The sequence below is a fragment of the Bacillus sp. SKDU12 genome, assembly GCF_010093085.1.
In the GTDB taxonomy this organism is placed as follows: Bacteria; Bacillota; Bacilli; order Bacillales; family Bacillaceae; genus Bacillus; species Bacillus mexicanus.
In genome coordinates, this window is record NZ_MSRC01000010.1 from 37,132 (window position 1) to 55,280 (window position 18,149).

16 protein-coding genes are annotated in these 18,149 nt (G+C 45.7%); 5 read left to right on the forward strand and 11 right to left on the reverse strand.

Annotation, left to right across the window (positions count from 1 at the left end; translation table 11 throughout):
- Window positions 1-17: 17 nt before the first annotated feature.
- The 7 genes from BTW01_RS10490 to glvA all read right to left on the reverse strand — a co-directional run bounded on the left by BTW01_RS10490 (window position 18) and on the right by glvA (window position 8,863).
- A complete protein-coding gene (locus BTW01_RS10490; RefSeq protein WP_162102928.1) occupies window positions 18-875 on the reverse strand; it encodes a VOC family protein in 858 nt (285 codons plus the stop codon).
- A gap of 17 nt (window positions 876-892) precedes the next feature.
- A complete protein-coding gene (locus BTW01_RS10495) occupies window positions 893-1,297 on the reverse strand; it encodes a DoxX family protein (protein ID WP_162102929.1) in 405 nt (134 codons plus the stop codon).
- Window positions 1,298-1,455: 158 nt separating this feature from the next.
- Window positions 1,456-3,270 (reverse strand): ABC transporter ATP-binding protein, encoded by a 1,815-nt coding sequence (locus BTW01_RS10500; protein WP_162102930.1) that lies wholly within the window; start codon window positions 3,268-3,270, stop codon window positions 1,456-1,458.
- Window positions 3,264-4,985, reverse strand: a complete 1,722-nt coding sequence (locus BTW01_RS10505; RefSeq protein WP_162102931.1) for an ABC transporter ATP-binding protein — start codon at window positions 4,983-4,985, stop codon at window positions 3,264-3,266. Before BTW01_RS10505 ends, BTW01_RS10500 begins: the two co-directional genes overlap by 7 nt.
- A gap of 105 nt (window positions 4,986-5,090) precedes the next feature.
- Window positions 5,091-6,674, reverse strand: coding sequence for a PTS maltose transporter subunit IIBC (gene malP, locus BTW01_RS10510; RefSeq protein WP_162102932.1), 1,584 nt, complete (start codon window positions 6,672-6,674; stop codon window positions 5,091-5,093).
- Window positions 6,675-6,688: 14 nt separating this feature from the next.
- Window positions 6,689-7,453 carry a MurR/RpiR family transcriptional regulator GlvR gene (gene glvR / locus BTW01_RS10515; protein WP_162102933.1) on the reverse strand — a complete coding sequence of 255 codons (765 nt, stop codon included), beginning with the start codon at window positions 7,451-7,453 and terminating at the stop codon, window positions 6,689-6,691.
- A gap of 63 nt (window positions 7,454-7,516) precedes the next feature.
- Complete coding sequence (gene glvA, locus BTW01_RS10520; protein ID WP_162102934.1) at window positions 7,517-8,863, reverse strand: maltose-6'-phosphate glucosidase; 1,347 nt, start codon at window positions 8,861-8,863, stop codon at window positions 7,517-7,519.
- Window positions 8,864-10,083: 1,220 nt separating this feature from the next.
- Here glvA and BTW01_RS10525 point away from each other — a divergent pair.
- From BTW01_RS10525 to BTW01_RS10545, 5 genes are read left to right on the forward strand one after another with little or no spacing between them, the layout of a single operon-like run.
- Window positions 10,084-10,398: a WXG100 family type VII secretion target gene (locus BTW01_RS10525; protein ID WP_162102935.1), complete on the forward strand. Its 315-nt coding sequence runs from the start codon at window positions 10,084-10,086 to the stop codon at window positions 10,396-10,398.
- Window positions 10,399-10,403: 5 nt separating this feature from the next.
- Complete coding sequence (locus BTW01_RS10530; protein WP_162102936.1) at window positions 10,404-11,606, forward strand: hypothetical protein; 1,203 nt, start codon at window positions 10,404-10,406, stop codon at window positions 11,604-11,606.
- Between the two features lie 11 nt (window positions 11,607-11,617).
- Window positions 11,618-12,385 carry a hypothetical protein gene (locus BTW01_RS10535; protein ID WP_162102937.1) on the forward strand — a complete coding sequence of 256 codons (768 nt, stop codon included), beginning with the start codon at window positions 11,618-11,620 and terminating at the stop codon, window positions 12,383-12,385.
- A 23-nt stretch (window positions 12,386-12,408) separates the two neighbouring features.
- Window positions 12,409-12,966: a YfjD family protein gene (locus BTW01_RS10540; RefSeq protein WP_162102938.1), complete on the forward strand. Its 558-nt coding sequence runs from the start codon at window positions 12,409-12,411 to the stop codon at window positions 12,964-12,966.
- 51 nt (window positions 12,967-13,017) lie between these two features.
- Window positions 13,018-13,344, forward strand: coding sequence for a YnfA family protein (locus BTW01_RS10545; protein WP_162102939.1), 327 nt, complete (start codon window positions 13,018-13,020; stop codon window positions 13,342-13,344).
- Window positions 13,345-13,379: 35 nt separating this feature from the next.
- Here BTW01_RS10545 and BTW01_RS10550 read toward each other — a convergent pair whose 3' ends face one another.
- From BTW01_RS10550 to BTW01_RS10565, 4 genes are all read right to left on the reverse strand, one after another.
- Window positions 13,380-13,559 carry a small acid-soluble spore protein H gene (locus BTW01_RS10550; RefSeq protein WP_162102940.1) on the reverse strand — a complete coding sequence of 60 codons (180 nt, stop codon included), beginning with the start codon at window positions 13,557-13,559 and terminating at the stop codon, window positions 13,380-13,382.
- 52 nt (window positions 13,560-13,611) lie between these two features.
- Window positions 13,612-15,429: a sigma-54-dependent Fis family transcriptional regulator gene (locus BTW01_RS10555; RefSeq protein ID WP_162102941.1), complete on the reverse strand. Its 1,818-nt coding sequence runs from the start codon at window positions 15,427-15,429 to the stop codon at window positions 13,612-13,614.
- 114 nt (window positions 15,430-15,543) lie between these two features.
- Window positions 15,544-16,920, reverse strand: coding sequence for a dihydrolipoyl dehydrogenase (lpdA, locus tag BTW01_RS10560; protein WP_162102942.1), 1,377 nt, complete (start codon window positions 16,918-16,920; stop codon window positions 15,544-15,546).
- A 19-nt stretch (window positions 16,921-16,939) separates the two neighbouring features.
- Entirely contained in the window at window positions 16,940-18,136 is a 1,197-nt protein-coding gene (locus tag BTW01_RS10565) for a dihydrolipoamide acetyltransferase family protein (RefSeq protein WP_162102943.1), read from the reverse strand.
- Window positions 18,137-18,149: the final 13 nt, after the last annotated feature.

Here is an 18,149-nt window from a genome sequence, read left to right on the forward strand (position 1 = left end):
CGGCAAAGGGATTACAGTCAAATCACAAATACAATATCGACTCCGGAAACAGGGTCTTGCACCCGGAAGCTGGTTTCCATTTCTACAATTATATATCCGGCCTGTTTGACCCGGTCTGCGACTTGATCGAGTTCGTCTTGATGAGGCAGGACAACCGTGTAATAGTCTAATCCGCTGGCATTTGTCGGTTTAGGCGGCGCGTTTCTTCCCGCCCAAATGTTTAATCCGATATGATGATGATAGCCCCCGGCTGACACGAAGAGAGCGGACATGCCCGCATAGTTTCCGACAATGTCAAAGCCCAGCACATCTGTATAAAACGCTCTCGCTTCTTTCAAATCACTGACATGCAAATGAATGTGTCCGATGATGGTGTCGTTCGGAAGCGCGGTTTTCCGCTCATCTCCTGCCTCTTCCAGAACCCCCTCAATATCAACAGATGTTGTCGTCATGACGTAGTTTCCTTCACGATCACGCTGCCACGTGCTCCGAGGGCGGTCAGCGTATATTTCAATGCCGTTTCCATCCGGATCAGACAGATAGAGTGCTTCGCTCACAGTATGATCGCCATGCCCGATGGCAATGCCGTGTTCAATCAAGCGGGCAAGCGCGATCCCAAGTTCCTTCCTGTTCGGAAGAAGAATCGCAAAGTGATAAAGGCCTGTCACAGATCGTTCAGGCAAGACGACAGCGCTTGGATTTTCTTCAAGAATAAGCAGTGCGCGTTTCCCGTCAGCTGTTAATTCAGCTTGGCGATCCGTCTTTTTTAAGACTTTGAAGCCAATGGCGTTACAGTAGAACTGAAGGGAACGCTCCAAACTGCGAATTGTCAGTTTGACATAGCCAATGTTTGTATTCTTATGAATGCTGGTCATGCTGTATGCCTCTTTTCTTAGACTGATACGTTTCCGCTCTTTTTTTCTTTAAACACAAGTGAGTCCAGCGCCAGAAAACGACTTCCAGAAAGAGCTAGATGGATTGATGTCAAAAGCAGAAGGTAATCAAATTCTGCATTGCCTATGAACGGCGCTTTCAGTTTAACTGTAATAATAGCGCCGATCAGCGTGAGAGCAAACAGAACACCGACAATACGTGTAGCCAAGCCGAAAACGACAAGCACTCCGCCCGCCAATTCAATTGTTGCAATGACATACGCCATAAAGCTTGGAAGACCTAAACTCCCGAAAAATTGGATGGTGCCGTCCATTTCCTGAAACTTAGATAAACCGTGAACAAAAAAGATGATACCTGTCATCACTCGTAAAAGTAATGTGCCAGTTTCAAAAGACCTATTCATGTGAACCTCCTTGATAAAGATATTTATTCACTTACTTATTGTAAGCTAGTATATATACATAACTTATTTACGTCAAGTAATTTCGTTACATTTTCCGAAAATGAAATATTAGTACTATAAAACTGTAACAAAAAAAGACCTTTGTGCAGGACAAAGGCCTATTTCTCAAATTGACTTTCATATAAATCACTGTAAAATCCTTTTTGCTTGATCAGCTCATGATGGCTGCCTTTTTCAATCATTTCGCCGTCTTTTAGCACCACAATCTGGTCCGCTCTTTGAATGGTGTTCAGCCTGTGGGCTATGATGACGCTTGTTCTCCCCTTCATTAAACGGGCTAATGCCTCTTGAATGTTGACTTCTGTGACGGTATCAATGTTGCTCGTCGCTTCATCCAATATGAGCAGCACCGGATCGGCAAGCACTGCCCGCGCTATAGAAAGCAATTGTTTCTGTCCTTGGCTGATGCCTGATCCGTTTTGCGTCAATACAGTATCGTACCCTTTTGGCAGCTTTTCGATAAAGCTGTGGGCATTCGCTGTTTTTGCAGCGGCTTCGACTTCCTGATCAGAAGCATCGAGCCTGCCATAGCGAATATTTTCTCTGATCGTTCCGTGAAACAAAAATGAATCTTGAAGAACAAACCCCATGTTTTTCCGCAAGCTTGCTCTCGTGAGCGTTTTTATATCTGTACCGTCTATTAAAATCTCTCCTTCATTTGGTTCGTAAAAACGGGCGAGAAGATTTGTGACAGTTGTTTTTCCCGCTCCCGTCGGTCCCACAAATGCGATAGACTGTCCGGCAGGTACGGTAAATTGCAAATGCTTCAGTGTTTGCTGTCCTTCATCGTAACCGAAGGACACATTGCGGAATTCAATACTGCCTGTTTGGATCGGCTGATGCACAGCGTTCTTTTCATCCTCGCGCTCTTCTTTTTCGTCAAGCACGTCAAACACTCGTTCAGCGCCGGCAATCGCCGACAGCATCGTATTAAACTGGTTCGCCAAATCGTTTAAAGGGCGTGTGAATTGTCTTGAATACTCAGCAAAGACGACGATAGAACCGATCGAGATCCAGCCTTTCAGCGCAAACAAACCGCCGATTGCAGCAATCATCGTAAAGCTTACGTTATTCAAAGAGTTCATGACTTTCGGAATAAACCCCGAAATCGTCTGGGCCCAGAAACCCGAAGTTTTAAGCGCAGCGTTTTTTTCGAGAAATTCGTCTGTGATCTGCTTTTCACGCGAATAGGCTTTGATGACCTTAGCGCCGGATACAGCTTCCTCAATATACCCATTCAGCTCGCCAAGGTTTTTCTGCTGTAATTTAAATAGCTTACCCGTTCGGTTGGTGATCCATTTCAAGCTCACTGCCATCACCGGAATAATGGTCAGTGTAATCAATGTAAGGAGCGGACTCATATACAGCATCACCGTAATTGTGCCGACAAAAGTAATCACACTCGATAAAATTTGAATGACCGATGTGTTTAAGGTCGAGCTGACATTTTCGATGTCATTCGTCACCCGGCTCATCAGCTCGCCGTGCCGCTGTTTATCAAAAAATGGAATCGGCAGCTCATGCAGGTGTGTGAATAACTCGCTTCTCATTCGGAAAACCGTGCCCTGTGAGATCGTAATCATCCAATAGTTTTGAAACCAGAGCGACAGGGCCTGAATGATATAGATAACGAGCAGAAGCAGCAAAACAGGAATCAAGCCGCTGACCGTTTTCCCGACGATAAAATGGTCGATGGCCTTTCCAATCACAAAGGGCCCGAGGAGCCCAAATATCGCGCTGATGACAACCATCAGCATGACAAGGATGAGCAGTCCTTTTCGTTCAGCCAAGTAAGACCAAATTCGTCTCAGTGTGCCTGTTGTATCCTTTGCTTTCGCCCGTTTTTTCACGCCTTCTTTTTTGTCGATCGGCAGTTTGGGGTATTGGAAAGGCTTGCGGATGTCTTTTAGCATGGCTCGCCTTCCTCCCTTCCAAATTGCGACTCATAAATGCGTTTGTATAACGGTGATTCAGAAAGCAGCTCGTTGTGCGTGCCTTTTTCAATTAGTTCGCCATCATCAAGCAGCAAAATTTGATCTGCTTTCATCGCTGTAGTCATTTTTTGCGTAATGATCAACGTTGTGCACTCATATGTGCTGATCGCCTCAAGCAGCTTCGCCTCTGTTTGCAGGTCAAGCGCGCTTGTGCTGTCATCCAAAAGAAGAATGGCCGGTTGTCGGATCAGCGCCCTCGCAATGGAAATCCGCTGCTTCTGGCCGCCGGAGAGGTTGACGCCTCGCTGCCCTAACACGGTGTCATATCCATTTGGGAGCTTCTTAATTGTTTCATGAATTTGCGCATGTTTGGCTGCTTCCATTATTTCATCAAGTGAAGCATGTTCTTTGCCCCAAGCGATATTTTCTTTGATTGTGCCGGAAAACAGGAGCACTTCCTGAGGCACATACCCAATTTGCTTGCGAAGCCCTTCAGCCGGAACATCATGAACCGGCTTTTCATCTATGTAAATGCTTCCTGAATCCGGCTGATAAAGCCGCGGAATGAGCTGAAAGAGCGTTGACTTGCCCGAACCCGTCGCACCGAGAATCGCGACCGTTTCCCTCGGCTTTGCAGAAAACGAGACATTCCGCAAAGCGTCTCTATCCATTTCAGGATAACGGAAGGAAACATGCTGAAACGCAATCCGTCCTGACAAACGATCAGATATGACGCCTTCCTGCTGCTCATCACCTTCTGTTTCAAGCACCTCGCCGATTCTATCTCCTGAAGCCTTTGCCCGGGTGAAAATCATAATCAAAAACGGAAACATCGAAAGCGCGCCCGTCATTCGTGTGGCGTAGTTAATAATCGCGACAACATCACCGACCTGTGTGCCGCCGCTCGTAATACTGTAGGACCCTGTCCACAAAATCAACAGGATGCAAAGGTTCATCAGCAACATCAGCACAGGCATCGTGAACTCCACAAGCTGAAAAGCTGAGACCGTTTTTTCCATCAGTCTCGTGTTCGCTTTGATAAACCTTTTAACCTCGTGGCTGCCGCGAAGCAGTGCTTTGATCAGCTTGATTGCGATTAAATTTTCCTGCATGACGGTGTTCACCTGATCGAGCCGTTTCTGCACAGAGCGAAACAGCGCCCCGCCTTTCTTTAAGACCCATAACAAAAACAAGATCAGGATCGGAATGGTCACAAGCAGAAAAAAGCCGAGCTTCACATTAATGGCAAGCGACAGCACAATGCCGCCTGCAATCATCAACGGGGCCCGCAGCATAAACCGCAAACTCATAAAAATCATGTTTTGAACCTGTGTGACATCGTTTGTCAGCCTTGTGATATAAGAAGAAGACGAAAATTGTCCAAATGCGGAATAGGAGAAGGACTGGATTTTTTGAAAAAGCCCTTTTCTCGTATCATAGGAAAAGCTTTGGCTGACATGGGCGGCATAAAAGGAATTCAGCATTCCCGCCGCAAATGATAATACCGTCAGTCCGACCATGACCGCGCCCCATGTCCACACATGCTGAAGATCTTGCTTCAAAATCCCACCGTCGATAATTTTTGCGATCAATAAAGGCTGCATCAATTCAACCGCAAGCTCCGTCAACATGAACAACAGTGCAACTCCCGCCGCCATTGAGTATGGTTTTAAAAACGATAAAGCCTTTTGCATATAAAAGCCCCCAAACCCCTTTTTACTCGATTATCGCTTTCTTTACTTTACTATGGCGGTCTTTTTGACGGCAAACGAAAACCCTCCCGAAAAGGAGGGCCGGCTTTATGAATTCAATATTTTTTCCACGCGCTCCCGCATCTGCGGTACGCTCAATCCGATAATCACCTGAAACGCCTTCCCATTCCTGACGACGCCGTGTGCGCCAAGCGCGCGGAAGACGCTGTCAGGCTCAACCTTTGTTTCATCCTTGACGCTGACTCTGAGTCGGGTGGCGCAGTTTGTGACTTCGGTAATGTTGTCTTGTCCGCCCAGCGCTTCAATATAAAGAAAAGCGGTGTCATCCGCCGTTTCCGTAGCGGAGGCTGTTTCATCCTTGGTTTTTCTTTCTCTGTATTCCTTTTTTGAATATAGCTTGGTTTCCTGCTGTTCATCCTTTTCCCGTCCCGGTGTGGCGATATTGAATTTAAGGATTAAAAATCGGAAGACGAAAAAATAAACAGCTGTAAAAGAAAGCCCGATCAACACTTGATACACATATGTCATACCGTGGCTGCCAAAGAGCGGAATCCAGTTCAATGTCAACGCTTCGATCAGACCGCCCCCTATATTTCCGACGACACCAGCCATATACATGACGGTCGACATTGTTGCAGCAAGCACGGCGTGAACCGCAAATAAGAAAGGAGAAATAAATAAGAAAGTGAACTCAATCGGCTCTGTAATACCGGCGACAATCGCCGTCAGCGTAACAGGAATCAAAAGCCCTGCGACTAGTTTTTTCTTTTCCTTTTTGGCTGTGACATAAAACGCCAAAGCGATTCCCGGAATGCCGAAGATTTTCGAGTTGCCGTGAAGCGCAAATCCGCCTTGCGGGAAAAGCTCCTTCAGCGGTTTGGCGCTTTGCGAATATTCGCTGAGATGCTGCGCCCAATACGTGACAATTCCGCCTTCCGCTACAGCAGGCCCATAAATAAACGGCGTATAAATAAAGTGATGAAGACCGGTCGGAATCAAAATCCGTTCCAAAAATGTGTAAATCCAAACGCCTACCGCCCCCGAAGCAACCAGAAAGCTTTGCAGCGAGGCGATGCCTGATTGAATCATCGGCCAAATGTAAGACACGGCCAAAGCAATCGGGATCATAATGAAGAAGGAAATCATCACGATATACGTTGAGCCTTGAAAAATACCGAGAAAATCAGGCAGTTTTTTATCAAAATAACGGTTATGCAAAAAGACGACAATCGAAGAAATTAAAATAGCGCCGATAATATTGGTATCAAGAGTCTTAATGCCCGCAATCATCGTTAATCCGCTCGTTCCGCCGACCTCTTGGTTCATGTCGACTCCGAATGCGCCTCCCCATACCGTCAAGATCGAGTTGATAAAGTAATTGAACGTCAAGTAAACCGTAAGCGCTTCCAAGCAAGCTCGCGCCTGTGCTTTCTTCGCCAAAGCAACCGGGATGCCGATAGCGAATAAAAGCGGCATTTGATTAAATACGGTCCAGCCGCCCTGCTCAATGATATACCAGCACTGGTACCATAACCCATCAGAATCGGCAAGCGGTCCCATGAGGGTTTTATTTTTAAAGAGCGTGCTGACACCAACGATTATACCGGCAAACGCAAATAATAGAACAGGCACAAACATCGCGCTTCCAAAGCGCTGAATTTTTTGCATCATACCAGAACCCCCTGCTATTGAATATCATTTTTTTCCGCCTCTTTGTAATCAACATATGCGCGAAACAATGCTTCGCCAACGAGAAAAAAAGGTGCAAAAGTGACAATTTCCGTTTTATCGCTTAATGTCACAGGTTTGCTTGTCGCATAAAGATTATGCGGAGTCAGCTGGGCGAGGACATTGTTTTTTAAATTCGTAATGGAAATAAAGGGTATACCCTTTGCAGAAAGCATTCTTGCCTGAGGAATCAGCTCCGGTGTCTCTCCGGAAAGAGAAATGATGATAAACAGATCGTTTACTTTAAAGTCGTCGCGCATCAGATTAAATTCATTTGTGTCTTCAATCAAAATGAGATACCGATGGCGCGGAATAAACATTCTTTGCAGATCGCGGGCGCATATTTTTTGCGCATTTCCTGATCCGTATACGAAAATGCGGTCAGCTTCATCAATCAGCTGGCACATATCCGTCATATCCTTTGTCCTCAAGAACTTTAGATTTGATGCAACATCATCAAGCAGCTTTTGAAATGTCATACTCTCGCCTTCTTCCGGCTGATCTTCCCACTTTAAATAGACGCGAAATTCACTGTAGCCGCTGAAACCGATCTTTTGGGCCAGCCGTAAAATCGAGGAACGCGATACGCTGCAAGCTTTGGCCAGCGCATCGATTCCAAGGTGATAGCATGTGTGCTTGTGATTCAATATATATTTTAAAATATGAAAATCGTTGTCATTTAATTTGCTGTAATGCTGATTAATCAGTTCTTCGAGCTTCACATCAGATCCCCCCATTTTCTTCTATTATATACAATTACAGATTCGAAAATGGGGGAATTTCATTTATGAAATGCGGGTTGGGCTTTGATCAAGCTCTGGCCAATAGTTTTTGTTGACCTCTATGAAATCTTCAAGAATGAGCCTTGCCACACGCGCGTTCGGCATCGTTTTTGACAGGATCAGCGCCTGCCACAGCTTTTGGAACGATTTCTCCGCCCACGCTTCAACCGTCAGTTTCTCAACGGATACTTGCTGCTCCATCAGTCCTTTTTGGAATTGCGGAATAGTGCCCATCGTGATCGGTTCAGGCCCGTTCGAGCCGACGATACATGGCACCTCAACCATTGCAGTCGGATCAAAGTTGGCAATCGCCCCGTTATTTTCAACAATCAACAGCATTCTTTCGCCAGTATTGTAGGCAATCGCCCGGGCAAGATCCACAATATATGAGGCGTGATCATCAATTTTGATTTCGCTGTTTTCTGTGGATTGCTCGCGTGTGATCATGTCACATTGGCTGAAAATAAAGGCTTCGCGCCCTTCCATTACTTCATTTGCCCGCGTATGATTTGGATTTGATTTTTTCACCATATCATCCGGGAACAAGTAATATTGCAAATACGTATTCGGCAATGTGTCAGGATCTGCGGCCTGCACATCACGCGCTTTGGCGAACGTGTCATTCCAGCTCGCTTCCACAGCCTCAGCTTCTGCCTTCGGAATATACCCATATTGAGAGACATGCTCCTTCAGCTTCGGCATTAAATCATTGCCCTCTTGGTCCTGAATCGATGTCCACCAGCCGAAATGATTTAATCCGTAATAGCGGACTTTCATTTCTTTTCTTGAAGACAGGCCGAGAATTTGTGCCATCCGGTCTTCAATTCCCACTGGCATATCACAGATATTGAGGATTTTAGAATCCGGTCTGAGGCGTCTCGTTGCTTCGGCAACAATGGCCGCCGGGTTGGAATAATTGAGCATCCATGCATCAGGTGAATACTTTTCCATGTAATCTACTATTTCAATCACGCCACCGATCGAGCGCATGCCGTACGCGATACCGCCCGGACCGCATGTCTCTTGGCCGACAACCCCGTATTTCAGCGGAATTTGCTCATCCAGCGCCCGCATCGCGTATTTCCCTACCCTAATGTGCGCCATGACAAAATCGACATCTGTAAAAGCTTCTTCCGGATCAGTCGTCGCTGTAAATTCAATTTCCGGCGCTCTTTCCCTGATAAAAACGTCACAGGCGCCTGCAATCCGCTCCTGTCTTTCCCTATCATTATCATACAGCTTCAGCTTTCTGATCGGAAACTCCTCCAAATGGTCCAAGAGCATCAGTACGATTCCCGGAGTGAACGTGCTTCCTCCGCCCGCTATTACGATTGAAAATGATTTCTTCATTTGACGACCCCCTTGATAACGTTTACATTTTTATTTATACCATGAGTGGACCAGTCCTGTAACACCTTTGGCGCACTTAGGTCATTTGATCAATTTTAGTGTTTTTTCCCACAGAGCGGGAAATTTCTCAAGCTGCCATGAATCCTTTCGAATAGGTAAAAACAACTAATCTAATAGGCCTGCATACACTTAGATTCCCTACTCATATAAAGACCAACATACCAAATAGATCGTTATATAATCTATATTTCCTATTTATCCATTACATTCCATCATGTAACATTAGGAAAGTCTCTCATTTACATTTTATAACGATTCAAAAGAATCATGAGGTGCGCATGATGGAATTGTTCTTTGTAAAAACACAATTTCTTATCCAGAAGGTGATAGAAGAAGTTCTTTTTGAGGGATATCAATCACTAGAAGAAAAAGCTTTTCAAGAAACTTTTAAGGGCTGATATAACATGAGATACTTATTGGTACAATTTTGGAAAAGATATAAAAAACGATTCATTTTACTATACTATCTCTTTTTCATGATTTGCATGACCTTCATTACTTTTATGCTCCCTGACATCCCAGTCGGTATCAGGATCATTTTACTTTTTTTATTGTATTTGATCACTACTGCAGCAATCTATACAGGCTACAAAGTTACAAATAAGATGCTTTTGAAAAAACAAGGAGAAAGATAATGAAAAACACTTGGAATACATATAAGAAAAAAATCTTTTTCATCCTCTATTTGCTTCCTATGATCAGCATGACACTCGGGGTCTCAGCCTTTCCTGACATGACGATAAAACAAAAATTGATTTTACTGGGTATTATGTACGTTATGGTCGGTTTCTTTATATTCCTTGTTTATTTAGCAATAAATAAGATAATAAACTCTCTTTTTCATGATTAGTAACAGTGCCGCTTTATTTTACAATTTGTTTAGAGCCTAAAAACAGGCTCTTTTTTACATACAATTGTCATAGTCTCCCCCCCATGAATAAATCCCTACTATTAAGTTGTGACTCTCTCCTCCATATTCATTTATTTACCTTTTTTGTAATCTTAAAGTCTCGAAAATTGTGAAATCCAAGTGAATATCCGCCCTGCCAATTTCTATGAAAAGGTTCTTTTGTACGATTCGAATACATGCCGAATTATTTATAATCAATTATATAAAACATCCATTTGTGCGTGAATTTAGAAAAGGCAGGGGACAAAAGTTGGACTCATATAAAGTCATTGAGCTGGCAAACAAGTACAGTGCGGCTGCAGAAGAGGTCAGAAGCTCTAAAATGCTGCTTGAATCCCGGTTATCCGCATTAGGGGATGCATGGCAAGGAGAAGCGAGAGATTCGTTTGACCAGGATTTCGAGGAAACGAAAGCCGCCTACGACCAATTTGAACAGGAGCTGCTTGAAACAAGCCAGGAGCTAAAAGAAGCAGCCGTTAAAATAGAAGAACGAAAAGCTGAAATTTCCAGTATGGAAGAACTCGAACGTAAAGCAAGAGAGGAAAGACATAAACTCAAGGGGTGAACGGATTGTCAGGAAACATTGCAGTTGATCCGGATAAGCTTGAACAGCTCGCAAATGATGTAGTTACTGAATTAACCGAGATAGAAACCAAATGTAAGGTCCTGCATGTGGAGCTGGGGCAGCTGATGTTGCAATGTGATCCCCGCTACAGCAGCTGTTTTTCCGGAGTCGGTGATGCGTGGAGCTCAGGGAATGCGCTCATCACCAAACTGAGTGACAATGAGATTTCTATCAGAAAAACAGGCGCTCAATTTGTTGAACAAGATGATATTTTGCGAAAGCTCTATCAAGCTTATGGCAAATACGGAACGATGACAAGCTTAACTGCCCTTATGCTGACGCAAGGAAAATACTACGGATTAGGGCTTACGAAATTTGTGAAACAGCCAAGCGGCTTGCATACCGCCAGACACTCAAAGCTTCTATGGGATATTTCCAGAGCCGTTGACAAGTCACGCTATCAAAAAGCGGCCAGAGTATTTTTGAATCCTAAATATTTGTTTAAAAAGACAAATCGGCCGTTTTCAGATTTGGTACATAAAAAGGTTACAAAGTACTTTCCCCAGGATACGGTGAATTTTTCGAACAGTGTCAGAAGCTACACAAAAGGATTTCTTAATGAAGCCGGCGTACGCTCAACCTTAAAGGATGTCGGTAAAACGGGTTTGAAATTCGCAAAAGGAAATGCCATTACCGCCACACTGATTACTGGTGCGACTGAAACGTTCGGAGCAGGATTAAAAATTGCTGAAAATTATGCGAAATACCAAGACAAACCGGAAGTTCTGAAACGTGAAAATGCAAAGGCCGTCGGGAATGCAGTGAATAATACGATTTTCATTGCGGGCGGTGCGACAGCAGGCGCAGTTGCGGGCGGTACTTTGGGAAGTGTGTTAGGCCCTGTCGGCACAGTAATTGGAGGCACAATTGGATCAGCTATAGGAGGATTGGCTGGAGAAAAAATCGCAAAATTCACCTCAGGCTTTGCTGAAAAAGCAGCTGTAAATATGAAAGAGCCGATTCACGTTGTCGTTGATACTGCCAATAAAGGATTAGAATCAGCCGGCAAAGTCATCAAATCAGTAAATGACGGGATAGATGAAGCGAATCAAACGATACATCAAGGGATGGAAAAAGCAAAGAAAACAGCGGATTCGCTTATACACGGCGCAACCCATTTTCTCAAGGGGCCATTTTCATTTGGATAGGAGAATAATCAATGAAGCAGTTTACAATTAGCATAGAAGAACTCTTATTTTGTTTTTACAGTGAAGGGTTTTTTGAACAGGGCATGGCCTTGAAGCAGGCCTATTTTCCGGAGATAGAAGATGAACAGCTCGGCACTTTGTTTGAAGCGGCGTGCCGTTCACTCTTAGCTAAGGATGCGGCGGAATTTCGGAATCATCAATATCGGTTAAAAGACGAATACTGTCCGTTTATCCATGTATTAAACGATGCCGATTATACAGTGAAGCTGTCCAAATTTAATGAACAAGCAAAAGAACAGAATGTGTCCTGCCATATATCAAAATTCGGCACTTACTCTCATGAACTCCTTTTTGATGAGCAAATACACCGCATTACAAAACTAGAGTCCAATGAAGGTCTGCTTACGAAGACAAATGAATTTTTACATCTAGTAGAGACAGAGAATAAGGGAGAATCGCTTCTGAGCTTGACATCAAATGAATTTGAAAAGCTCTTGGAGGGCGCTTCAGACAGTCCTTCATACTTAAAGGAATTCCTTGAAAAACATGATCATCAAGAGGACGTTACCCGATTTATAAATGATCTGGCATTGCGAAAAGGGAAAATGGATACATTGATGCGCCTTGTGTATGACAAAGACAACTCGCCGGAAGTGGCCGACATGGCTTTCGTCTTGCCTGGCAGCCGCCATACTTGGCTTGTAACAGGTATCACCCAAAATGAATTTTCTATCGTACCAGCAAATAAAGATGTGATAAAAGGAATACTTTTTTGCTAAAGAGCGATAAAGGAGAATCACAATTGAAAAACAATGAAGTCATTCAGGTCAAAAGCAGAATGTTTTTTAGAATATGGCTGTTCCTCGCCACAGGGGGCGCCTTTATTGCAGGAGTGTGGCTGGTGTCTGAAGCTCTCACATTTGAGTCTACATATGCCCTGGTTTATTTGGGCATCGGATTGCTGGCGATCATTTATGGCTTGATTACATTTCTTATGGCTTTTCCTGCATTCACAAGCCGGGGAAATGTCATTTTCAGTGTAAAAACCGGGCCGGATGGCAGGATTTTCTCGAAGAAGCGCAGCGTGCTGTTTTCTGAAGTGAAACGGATTTACATGGGACGGCATCGTTTCAGTTTGAAAGGGGTTTTTTTTGAGGATATCATCATTGAGAAAACAGACGGCAAAGTCGTTCGCATCCCTACCTGGAACATTATCGCAAATCCGCTGTTTTTCGAAGCAGTTGAACGCTATATCCTCCCCTATATGAATAAAGAAGCAAAAAGCAATTGGATTGGCCAGTTTACAGATCTACAGCGCAATGCGTATTTGAAGGAATTTGAGAATAACCCGAAGCTTTAACAGCACTCACCCTTTATAATTAAAAGAATAGCAAGTTAAGGAGTGCCGGTCATGCTGATTACGATTCTTTTATTTCTCGCGGCGGGACTTGCCGAAATTGGCGGCGGGTATTTGGTATGGCTGTGGCTGAGAGAAGCAAAACCAGTCGGCTATGGGATCGCCGGGGCGCTGATCTTGATTGTTTACGGCATTTTACCGACGTTTCAGCCCTTCCCTTCCTTCGGCCGCGTATACGCAGCTTATGGCGGAGTATTCATTGTGCTAGCGGTCCTTTGGGGATGGCTTGTCGATCGGAAAACACCTGATTTATATGACTGGATCGGTGCATCAATTTGTCTCATCGGCGTCTGTGTCATCCTATTTGCGCCGCGCGGATAACAAAATGGCCTGCTTATGAAGCGGGCCATTTTTGTTTACTCTTCTTTTAAGTTAGAAAGCTGCACTTCATGCTCTTGCTGCGGTTCATCCAGCGGATAAATTCTCGCTGTACCGTTTTCTTCATTCACGTGCTGAATATAAATAGAAACGCCATTATATGTTACTTTTTTCATGTCGGGAGATTCTACAATTTCTTTCGCCCTTTGACTATTCATTCAAACACCCTCCTTCATACATAATGTTTCCATTTTCCAAAGGAAGTATGCTTTATGATTCGGAGGACACGCTGAATCTTTTCAGCCGTTTGTAGAAAGTGCTTCGTGGGATCCCGCTGATTTTGGCAGCTTGAGAGATGTTTCCTTTTGCTGATTCAAGCGCTTTGATGATGATGTCCTTTTGGATTTGCTCACGAAGGCTCAGTGCGCCGGCAGCGGCCGGCTTTTTTTCTGCCGGGCTGAATTGCAGTCCCGCAGCTTCCAGTAAAGCGGTAAGCGGCTCATCTCTCAGCTGGCCATCTGGGTATCTGATGGCAAGACGTTCAAAGACATTAAACAGTTCGCGAATATTTCCAGGCCACTTCCATTGCTTCATCGCCTCCAAAAAAGCATGGGGGAGCTCGCCAGGCCAATGGTTTTTCTGTTTGTAGTACTGAAAGAGAGCCGGAATATCTTCGGGGCGGTCGCGTAAAGGGGGAAGCTCGATCGGATAGACATGGAGCCGATAAAACAAGTCCTCTCTGATTTTCCCGCTGTCAGCCAGCTCGCGCAAATCACAGTGTGTAGCGGCGATGACTCTAATATTAACCGGAATTTCTTTCGTTCCGCCAACCGGCGTAATCCTGCGTTCCTGAAGCACCCGTAAAAGCGCAACCTGCATGGAGTGAGAAATTTCTCCGATTTCATCTAAAAATAAGGTTCCTTGATTCGCTTGTTGAAAGGCGCCTTTATAGCCGTTTCGTTTCGCTCCTGTAAAAGCACCCTCCGCATAGCCGAACAGCTCACTTTCAATCAAGTCCGATGGGATCGCTCCGCAATTGACAGCCACAAACGGGCCGTGCCTCCGCTCACTGTTTTCATGAAGCGCGCGGGCCGCGACTTCTTTCCCCGTGCCAGTTTCCCCTGACAGACAGACCGTTGCATCTGCCGCAGCCGCTCGTTTCAGGCTCTTCAGCATTGCTTGCGATCTGTCGCTTTGCCCGATGACTCCATTCAATTGAAAAGCCGTCTTTTTCTTTTGTTCGGAGAGATAAAAACAAGTACCGCCATCTCCTATGGTGACAGCTTTTTCGATAGAAAAGCCTCGTTCCTTCAACTCATACAAGTGCCGGTTCTGCCAATCCGGCATTAAGGTTCGAATCGGCATGCTCGCGCTGATGATGTGCTGTTTCGTATTGCAGAGCACCATCGGCACACGGGATGCTGCCCTGTCCCCAAAACGGCTGATCAGCTCCAGCTCTTTTTCGCGGCTCTTCGCTGCCAGCTCTCGTTCCGCGGCATAGGCAATCGCCGTAGCAATACCGAGCATATGAGGATGTGTGCCTCCTGCCGAACACGATATGTCGATTACACCCGCAAGGCTGCCATCCTCATGGCGAATTGGTGCGGCTGAACAGTTCCACTGATGGGAAGCGATGGAGTAATGTTCTGAGCCTTGTATCGCAACCGGCTCACTGATGTGTAGCGACGTGCCAATCGCATTGGTTCCGACAGCCGTTTCCGTCCAGCGCGCTCCCTCGACAAAGTTGATGCGCTTGGCTTCATAGAGCGCGCGGGGATGGCCGTCCAGAGCCAAAACAACGCCGTCTGAATCAATTAACAGCGCCAGCATTTCCATTTCTTTCACGGCAGGCAGCAATTTGTCGAGATAAGGCTTTGCGGTCAATAGGAAGAATGAATGCTTTTTTACCTGCTGATCCAGCTCGGTTTGCTGTAACACCTTTGGTCCTTTTTCTAAAAAAGGATTCACCTCAGCTTTTTTGCAGCGATGCCATGACTCGGCGATCCGTTTTCTTAATCGCGCTTCGTCAAGCACACCGTCTTTCACAAAACGTTTCCAGGTTTGCAAATCGTTTGGGATCGAATTCATTTCCTTGATCGCTCCTCCCTCACACGCCGTTTTCATCTATTGTAGGGGAAAAATAAAGCGCTTTCAATAATAAAAAAGCAGACGCCTTGTATTCCTGCGTCTGCTTTTTCCATGTTAGGCATGCACTGCAAGCCCGATCGTGCTTAACAGCGCCTCGTGCAGTGTTTCTGACAGTGTCGGATGGGCAGCGATAAAATGCTCCGCCATATCTGCCGTCATCTCACCATTCATAATCGCAGCTGCCTGGCCGATGAGTTCGGTCACATCAGGACCAATCATCGAGACACCGACGATTTCTCCGAATTCCGGTTCTGCCACAATTTTGACCTTTCCTTCCGCTTGCTGCTTAATGAGCGCCTTGCCATTTGCGGAAAACGGAAATTCACCAATTTTCACATCACCATATACGGTTCTTGCCTCTTTTTCTGTCATCCCGATGCACGCGATTTCCGGAGATGTATAGATGCAGCGCGGTACATGTTTCTCATTGATTTTGACATCTCTTCCGGAAGCATGTGAAGCAGCGATGATGCCTTCATGGAAAGCCGCATGCGCCAGCTGAATGCCTCCGATTGCGTCTCCGCACGCATAAATATGAGACATATTGGTTTGCATGTGGTCGTTCACTGGAATGCCTGTTGAAGAAAAATCAACGCCGGCCTGCTCCAGCTGTAATCCGTCAAGACGAGGTTTTCTGCCGATCGCCACCAGGACATAATCGGTCTTTGTTTTAAGCTCTCTCTGCCCGCTTTTCCATATAGCCGTTTTGGCCGTTTGATCTACTCTCTCTAACTTGGATGACGTATGCACTTCCACACCGTCTTCTTCGAGCTTCTCCTGAAAGAGGCGGGCAATATCTTCATCTTCAGTCGGAATCAGCTGGCCGGCTGTTTCAATGATGGTCACCTTCGACCCCAATCTGGCAAACAAGCCGGCATATTCACAGCCGATGACACCGCCGCCGACAATGACAAGCGAAGACGGAATCTCAGAAAGAGAAAGCGCATCCTTGCTGTCGATGATCCATTCACCGTCAAATGGGGCGAATGGCAGCTCGATTGGCTCTGATCCGGTTGCAATCAATATGTGGTCCGCCTCTCTGATTTCTTTTCCATTCTCTCCTTCAATCAAGAGCTTTCTGTCAGAAAGAAAGGAGGCTTCCCCTTTCACAACCTGTATTTGATTTTTCTTCATTAAATACTGAACGCCTTGGACAAGCTGTCTGACAACCTGCAGTTTTCGATTCTGCATTTTGCTCCAATCAACCGATATCTCACCAGTTGGAAGCTCGATTCCAAAGCGGTCAGCATGCTTGATTTTATCAAGAACATTTGCGCTTTCTAACAAAGACTTCGTCGGGATGCAGCCTTCATTCAGACATGTTCCTCCAAGCGGGCCTTTGTCAATCAGCAGTACGTTTCTGCCCTGCTGTGCCGCGGAGACTGCAGCCGCATAGCCTGCAGGCCCGCCGCCGATAATGGCTAATGTCATGTCGATTCACCTGCTTTTTCTATAAAATTAATGCTGCCGGTTCTTCTATATAGGTTTGAATGGCCTTCAGAAACGCAGCGGCCGGGGCGCCGTCACAGGTTCTATGATCAAATGTCAGGCTGAGCGGCAGAATCGTGCTTCTGACAATTTCCTCCCCATCATACACTGGCGTGTCATAGCTTGCTCCGATGCCGAGAATGCCTGTTTCCGGCGGATTTAATATCGGGGTGAAATGCTCGACTCCGAAAGCTCCTAGGTTTGTAATGGAGAAGGTTGAGCCTTGCAGTTCTTCGCTCTCAGCACGTCCCTCCCGCGCTTTTTTGGCATGTTCTGTGATGGATTGAGCCAGTTCGATCAGTGATTTCTGTTCAGCATGACGGATCACAGGCACAACCAAGCCATTTTCCAAGGCCACAGCCATTCCAAGGTGTACGTGCGGATGTGTGATGATGCGCTCGTTTTGATAAAAGCTGTTCAGCACAGGATGAGCTTGCAGAGCGAGAACGGCTGCTCTTGAGACAAAATGAGTGATCGTCAGCTTTGTGCCGTACCGCTCTTCGGCCGTTGGCGAAAACTGTTTTTGAAGGGCGGTCAGCCTGGTGATATCAGCCTTCATCGTAATCGTCAGTTGCGCGCTGTTTGCCAAGCTTTCCTGCATCCGGGCAGCGATGACTTTTCTCATGCCCGTCACTGGCGTTTCTTGCGCCTTCTGCTCAAAAAACGGCTCTGCCTGCTTATTTTTCTGTTCAGCAAGCGCCTTTGTGACATCATCTTTCACGATTCGTCCGCCTGGCCCGCTGCCTTTCAGTTGTTTCACGTCTAATCCTGCTTTTTCAGCGATTTTTTTGGCGACTGGGGATATTTTGATACGTTCTTTTTTGACTTTTGCAGGTTTGTTTTCTTGTTTTGCGGGCTGAACGGCTGGCAGTTCGCTGTCTTTTGCAGCAGGCTCTTTCGCCTCCTCCTGCACCGATTCATTGGCATTCCCGATGTAGCAGATCGCTGTGCCAGGCGGGACCTCTTCTCCTTCTTTTACCTTAATATCGATCAGCGTTCCTTTTTCAGGCGCCTCGATATCCATTTCAATTTTCTCCGATTGAATGCTGGCAATGCTTTCTCCTTTTTCAACCAGATCGCCTACTTTTTTATTCCATATCGATACTTCTCCTTGCTTCATCGCCATTCCCAATTTTGGCATCACTACTTTAACCGCCATTTGTATCCCCCCT

Bases quoted from the DNA above. Each gene is read 5' to 3' on its own strand.
- BTW01_RS10490 (WP_162102928.1), bottom strand. From the start codon at position 875: ATGACCAGCATTCATAAGAATACAAACATTGGCTATGTCAAACTGACA.
- BTW01_RS10495 (WP_162102929.1), bottom strand. From the start codon at position 1,297: ATGAATAGGTCTTTTGAAACTGGCACATTACTTTTACGAGTGATGACA.
- BTW01_RS10500 (WP_162102930.1), bottom strand. From the start codon at position 3,270: ATGCTAAAAGACATCCGCAAGCCTTTCCAATACCCCAAACTGCCGATC.
- BTW01_RS10505 (WP_162102931.1), bottom strand. From the start codon at position 4,985: ATGCAAAAGGCTTTATCGTTTTTAAAACCATACTCAATGGCGGCGGGA.
- malP (WP_162102932.1), bottom strand. From the start codon at position 6,674: ATGATGCAAAAAATTCAGCGCTTTGGAAGCGCGATGTTTGTGCCTGTT.
- glvA (WP_162102934.1), bottom strand. From the start codon at position 8,863: ATGAAGAAATCATTTTCAATCGTAATAGCGGGCGGAGGAAGCACGTTC.
- BTW01_RS10535 (WP_162102937.1), top strand. From the start codon at position 11,618: ATGAAGCAGTTTACAATTAGCATAGAAGAACTCTTATTTTGTTTTTAC.
- BTW01_RS10545 (WP_162102939.1), top strand. From the start codon at position 13,018: ATGCTGATTACGATTCTTTTATTTCTCGCGGCGGGACTTGCCGAAATT.
- BTW01_RS10550 (WP_162102940.1), bottom strand. From the start codon at position 13,559: ATGAATAGTCAAAGGGCGAAAGAAATTGTAGAATCTCCCGACATGAAA.
- BTW01_RS10555 (WP_162102941.1), bottom strand. From the start codon at position 15,429: ATGAATTCGATCCCAAACGATTTGCAAACCTGGAAACGTTTTGTGAAA.
- lpdA (WP_162102942.1), bottom strand. From the start codon at position 16,920: ATGACATTAGCCATTATCGGCGGCGGGCCTGCAGGCTATGCGGCTGCA.
- BTW01_RS10565 (WP_162102943.1), bottom strand. From the start codon at position 18,136: ATGGCGGTTAAAGTAGTGATGCCAAAATTGGGAATGGCGATGAAGCAA.